Source organism: Streptomyces sp. NRRL S-495 (assembly GCF_000966955.1).
Lineage (GTDB): Bacteria > Actinomycetota > Actinomycetes > Streptomycetales > Streptomycetaceae > Kitasatospora > Kitasatospora purpeofusca.
Genome location: NZ_JZWY01000738.1, coordinates 1 through 2,873 on the forward strand (window position 1 = coordinate 1; position 2,873 = coordinate 2,873).

Annotated in this window: 3 protein-coding genes and 1 pseudogene; 2 read left to right on the top strand and 2 right to left on the bottom strand. The window is 72.2% G+C overall.

The features are described 5' to 3' along the window. Nucleotides 1-606 (bottom strand): annotated as a pseudogene (locus VR45_RS32270) (hypothetical protein); the annotation flags it as partial. 455 nt (nt 607-1,061) lie between these two features. Here VR45_RS32270 and VR45_RS32275 point away from each other — a divergent pair. Both VR45_RS32275 and VR45_RS32280 read left to right on the top strand, forming a co-directional pair. After that, entirely contained in the window at nt 1,062-1,385 is a 324-nt protein-coding gene (locus tag VR45_RS32275) for a hypothetical protein (RefSeq protein ID WP_045943434.1), read from the top strand. A gap of 133 nt (nt 1,386-1,518) precedes the next feature. Beyond that, nucleotides 1,519-1,923 carry an SRPBCC family protein gene (locus VR45_RS32280; protein ID WP_286163562.1) on the top strand — a complete coding sequence of 135 codons (405 nt, stop codon included), beginning with the start codon at nt 1,519-1,521 and terminating at the stop codon, nt 1,921-1,923. A 31-nt stretch (nt 1,924-1,954) separates the two neighbouring features. On the opposite strand, the gene VR45_RS32285 is transcribed toward VR45_RS32280, so the two are convergent. Continuing rightward, entirely contained in the window at nt 1,955-2,602 is a 648-nt protein-coding gene (locus VR45_RS32285) for an SIMPL domain-containing protein (RefSeq protein WP_045943436.1), read from the bottom strand. Nucleotides 2,603-2,873: the final 271 nt, after the last annotated feature.

Genomic DNA, 2,873 nt, shown 5'->3' on the forward strand with positions numbered 1-2,873 from the left:
GCCGGGGACGGGACCGGCGGCGGTCCGCTCGGGGGGTGGGGCCGAGGCTCCCGCCCCGGCCGCGGCTGCGGTTCTCACCCCCGCTCCGGCTCCGGCGAACTCGGCTTCGGCCAGCTCGGCGAGGGCGGTGCGTGCACGGGCCGCGAGCGCGCGCTCGCCCCGTCGGTCGAGCTCGTCGGCCACCGCCGTCCATGCCTCGACGGCCCGTCCGACGGCCTCCCCGGCACGTCGGGACGCCTCGGTCCGGGCCGTCGAGGCGGCGTGCAGCTCGGCCACCTCTTCTTCCAGCTCCCGCACCCGCTGCCGGGTGGCCCGGAGCTCCTGGCGGGACAGGTCGGGGCGCGGGTCCTCCGCGCCCGGTCTCGGCTCGGCGCGGACGTCGGCCTTGTAGCGGACGGCCAGGCGGTTCCAGGCACTTTCCCAGGTCGGCTCGGCGGCCGGGTCGACGCCGCACAGCTCGACGAAGGCGAGCAGGAACGCCTTGCTCGGGAAGCGGCGGCCGGACAGGACCTCGCCGAGCGTCGTCCTCGGCAGCGAGCGGCCGATCTGGAGCGCCTGCTTCTCCAGGTCCCGGTAGGAAGGGCTGTCCGCGCGGATCCGCAGCATTCTCAGACAGCGGGCAAGGTCTTCCTTGCTCGTGGCGGAAGCGGGATCGAGATGATCCGTGGGGTTCCCGTTCATCGAGATCGCACAGCCCCCCATGCCTGTCCGACGGTGTCCCGAGGTGTCCGACAGCATACGCGTCCCGCGCCAATCCCGGACGCGCCGCGTCCCAACTCGTCGGACCGTTGTCCGCGAAAAGGAGCGATCTGCCCGGACCTGGCGCGTGATCGGCTTCGGTTCTGGCGGGACGCCCCGAGGGATGGTGATCTGTAGACACGGTGCGCTGTCGGGAATTCCGCTGCCGCACCGGACGATTCCGGCGACGTCGCGCGGCACGGGGACTTTTCCGCGAGAACGGGCACCGAAATTTCCGGAATCGAATCGGATGACGATATTCCGAGGTCTCGGAGAACGGCGGTTCGGCCGGCGGGCCGGACCGCACGGGAGGAGGGCTTCGCGTGCACAACCAGACACCCTCGACCGGCCGCGATCCGCGGCGGCCGGTCGGGCGGACCCACGGCCGCCGGCTCCGCGGCCGGCTCGCCGGTCGATCCGCCCGGCTCGCCGGGCTCGCCCTGTCCGGTGCGATCGCCGGAATCGCCATGACCCTCGCCGGAGCCACCGCGGTCAACGCCGGGAACTTCGGCCTCGCCGTGACCACCACGCTCATCGCCGCCTTCCCTCCGGCCGGCCGGGCCTCCGGCCGACCGGACGGCAACCCCGCCGGTACCGACGGATCAGGCCCCGGCCCGGACCCGGACCCCGGCCCGGACGCCGCCTGACCGTCCTGTCCGGCCCGATCGGCGAAGCCCTTCCCCGGCGCCGCGCCGGTCCGATCCGGTCCCGGTCTGACGGACAATCATCGTCACGGATCGTCAGTCATCAGTACGGGCAAGGAGAACCGCCATCGCCACCATAGTTCAGGACATCGCGATCGAATCCGGCGCCGACGACGTGTGGGACGCGGTCCGCGACGTCGGCGCGGTGCACGAGCGTCTCGTCCCCGGCTACGTCCTCGACGTCCGGATGGACGGCGACACCCGGTACCTGACGGTGCCGGGCGGCGCGGTCGTGCGGGAGTTGATCGTGAGCGTCGACGACGACCTGCGCCGGCTCGCCTACTCGGCGGTCGAGGGGTTCCGGATCCCGCTGACCCACCACCACGCCTCCTTCCAGGTGTTCCCGGAAGGCGACGGGCACTGCCGACTGATCTGGACCACCGATGTGCTGCCGCACGAGATGATCGACCAGGTCCGGCCACGCGTCGTCCGGGGCGCCCAGGTCATGAAGGAGACCCTGGAGCAGCGGGCCGGGCGCTGACCGCCGGGCGCCGCGACCCGGGTGGGTGCTGTCAGCCCCCGATGAGCGAGAAGCCGATGACCACGCCCGCGGTGACACTGATCCTGCCCGGCGTCAGATCGCCGTCGCCGTCGCCACCCCCGCCGCCGCGGTGGCTGCGGTAACTGTTCTGCAACTGGTCGGAGTCGACGTCCTTGATGTGGACGACCGGACCGAGCCGGACCTGGGCGGCTTCCGCGTACAGCTCCGCCTTCTCCCGTGCGGCGGCGACCGCGGCCGTACGGGCCTGCGCGCGCAGCTCCTTCTTCGCGCTCACGTCGAACTCGACACCGTCGACCTGGTTCGCCCCGGCCTCGACGACATCGACGAGCACGGACTCCAGCAGGTCGAGCTCGCGCAGCTCGATCACGAACGAGGCGGTGCACTCGTAACCGAGGAACTTGCGCTTACTGCCGTAGTCCCATGAGGACTTCAGATCCAGTCGGGAGGTCGAGACCGCCGTGTCGGGGATCCCGTGACCGCGCAGGACGTCCCGGATCCGGTTGACCCCGCCCCGGGTGGCCTCGAACGCCTCACCCGGCTTGGGCCGCGTCTCCGCGATCGCCACCCGGAGCCGGGCCAGGTCCGGCGCCGCGTCCACGCTCGCCGCGCCGAACACGGATGCGCCCCAGGGGGCGTCTATCGAATGCTTGTCAAACATACTGCTCATCCAATCAGCACGATGACTTGACGATCCAGATGTTCGCACGCGGGACGAGGGCCCGGCGGTTGCGCCGGGCCCTCGTGTCTCGCTTCCGTGCCACCGCACCCCGTACTCCCGAGCCGTTGGCCTGGGAACGAAGGGGTGCGGCTCGACTACTGGTGGGCCGAAGGGGACGGCGCGGCGGACGGGGAGGTCGTGGCGCTCGGGGTGGTGGTCGCCGACGGGGTGCCGGACGGGGTGGGAGTGGGGGTGGGGCAACCCGGGGGGG